The following is a 2335-nucleotide window of genomic DNA, read 5'->3' on the forward strand; positions in this document are numbered from 1 at the left end:
TGCCGACACCGGGCCGGACGCCGCGCGGGCCCGCCGGTTCGGCGCCGCGGGTATCGGGCTGTGCCGCACCGAGCACATGTTCCTCGGGGACCGTCGTGCCCTGGTCGAGCAGATGATCCTCGCGGGAACGCCGGCCGAGCGGACCGAGGCGCTCAGCCGGCTGCTTCCCCCGCAACGGGAGGATTTCGTCGAGATCTTCACCGCGATGGACGGTCTGCCCGTCACGGTTCGGCTGCTCGATCCGCCGTTGCACGAGTTCCTCCCGGACCTCACCGAGCTGTCCGTGTCGATCGCCGCCGCGGACGCCGCCGGAAGCCCGGTCGACGACGCCGACCGGGCGAGGCTGGCGGTCCTGCGGGGCATGCACGAGACCAACCCGATGCTGGGTCGCCGCGGCGTCCGACTCGCTCTCACCGTCCCGGGGCTGGTGGAACTGCAGGCGCGGGCGATCGCCGAGGCGCTGGTGCGCTGCCGCCGCGTGGGCGGTGATCCCCGTCCCGAGATCATGATTCCGTTCATCTCCACCGCGGCGGAGCTGGATGCCGTCCGGGACCGGGTGCGCGGGGTACTAGCCGAGGTCGGCGCCGAGAGCGGCTTGGAGATCGACCTGCCGATCGGCACGATGATCGAGGTTCCGCGGGCGGCGCTCACCGCGGACCAGATCGCCCGCCGCGCCGAGTTCTTCTCGTTCGGCACCAACGACCTCACCCAGCTGCTCTGGGGTTTCTCCCGGGATGACGTCGAGGCATCGTTGCTGCCGCGCTATCTCGACCTTGGCATCCTGGCCGGGTCGCCGTTCGCGTCGGTGGACCGCGACGGGGTGGGCGCTCTGATGAGGACGGCGGTCCGGGCCGGGCGGGGCGCCCGGCCCGATCTCGGCCTCGGCGTCTGTGGCGAGCACGGCGGCGATCCCGATTCCGTGCACTTCTTCGCCGAACTCGAGCTCGACTACGTTTCCTGTTCGCCGTTCCGGGTGCCGGTGGCCCGGCTGGAGGCCGGGCGTGCCGCGGTTCTCGGCCGGTCGGCGGTCGGGTGAGTTTCCGCCCGGCCCGTTCCCTGCCCTTTCCGGGCTGGAATCCCGATCGGGGTTGGGCGGATGAACGGGGCAGTTGCCCTATGATGTCGGTCGTGTGCCCATAGGGACGCTACTGTTCGTTCGCGTGGGCCTGTCCCGTCCTCGTCTCATCGTCAACCCGTTTCGCGCGACCTGGCACCGCGTGCCATGGTGGCGTTGGATGATGCGGGCGGTGGCGGCTGTCCTCCTCGGCATCATGGTTCTCGCCGTGGTGACGTTTTTGCAGGTCTGGTGGGTGGGCAGGGAGGATCATCGGCCCCGGTCCGACGTCCTCGTGGTGCTCGGTGCCTCGCAGTACGACGGGCGTCCCTCGGCGGTCCTCGCCGCTCGTCTCGACCACGTGCTGGAGCTCTACCGGGAGGGAGCCGCCCCTCAGGTGATCACGGTCGGTGGGAAGCAGCCGGGCGACCGTTACACCGAGGGCGAGGCCAGCGCGACCTATCGGCGGCAGCGGGGTATCCCCCCGAGCCGGGTGCTCGTCCTCCCCGAGGGTTCGAACACGCTCGGGTCGCTGACCGCCGTAGCCGGGTTGATGAACTCGCGGCACTGGCACACCGCCGTGCTGGTCACCGCTCCCTGGCACAGCCTGCGTTCCCGGACGATGGCCCGTGACCTCGGTGTCGACGCCGTCACCTCCCCGGCCGACCGGGGGCCGGCCGTCCACGGCTTCGGCACGCAGGTCCGGTACATCATCCGTGAGGGGATTGGTTACCGGTGGTATCAGCTCTTCCGCCAGGCATCACCACCTTCGGTGACCACCCGGGCCGTCTGACACCGGGTCGACGCTCGTCAGCAGCAGCGGATACGAACCCGTGACGCCTCTGACATATCAAGGCCCGCTTCGGCCCTCTTTGCCGCCGGCCGCCGCTGATACGGTTCGGATCGCCGGGTGAGGGGGTAGTGCGACACGTGGTAGTGAGGCAAAGCGGCGGAGTCGGCTGCCCGAGGCGCGAGAGAACCCTCCGGAGATTACCTTCCGGGTGTGGAACGACACTGTAAGGAGACTGGTGTGGCAACTCCCGTATCCGAGAGCACGGTCGGGACGGCCGACCTGGAGACGGTTCGGGAACTCGCGCAGCAGCTGCGGGTCGACTCGGTGCGCAGCAGCACCTCGGCGGGTTCCGGGCATCCCACCTCGTCGATGTCGGCCGCGGACGTGCTGGCGGTTCTCGTCGCGCGCCACCTTCGATACGACTGGGACAACCCGGTGGACCCGGCGAACGATCATCTGATCTTTTCGAAGGGGCACGCCTCCCCGCT

The 2335-nt window shown here is 69.8% G+C and carries 2 protein-coding genes and 1 pseudogene; all 3 read left to right on the top strand.

Annotated elements, in window-relative coordinates; translation table 11 throughout:
- On the top strand, positions 1-1036 hold a 1036-nt coding region (locus ACY45C_RS06125; RefSeq protein WP_462186679.1), incomplete at its 5' end, for a putative PEP-binding protein.
- Positions 1037-1160: 124 nt separating this feature from the next.
- The gene (locus ACY45C_RS06130; protein WP_462186696.1) at positions 1161-1847 is read left to right on the top strand and encodes a YdcF family protein; all 687 of its coding nucleotides are present in this window, start codon (positions 1161-1163) and stop codon (positions 1845-1847) included.
- A gap of 237 nt (positions 1848-2084) precedes the next feature.
- A pseudogene (locus tag ACY45C_RS06135) lies at positions 2085-2335 on the top strand (transketolase); the annotation flags it as partial.

This window comes from Frankia sp. CcWB2 (assembly GCF_977927585.1).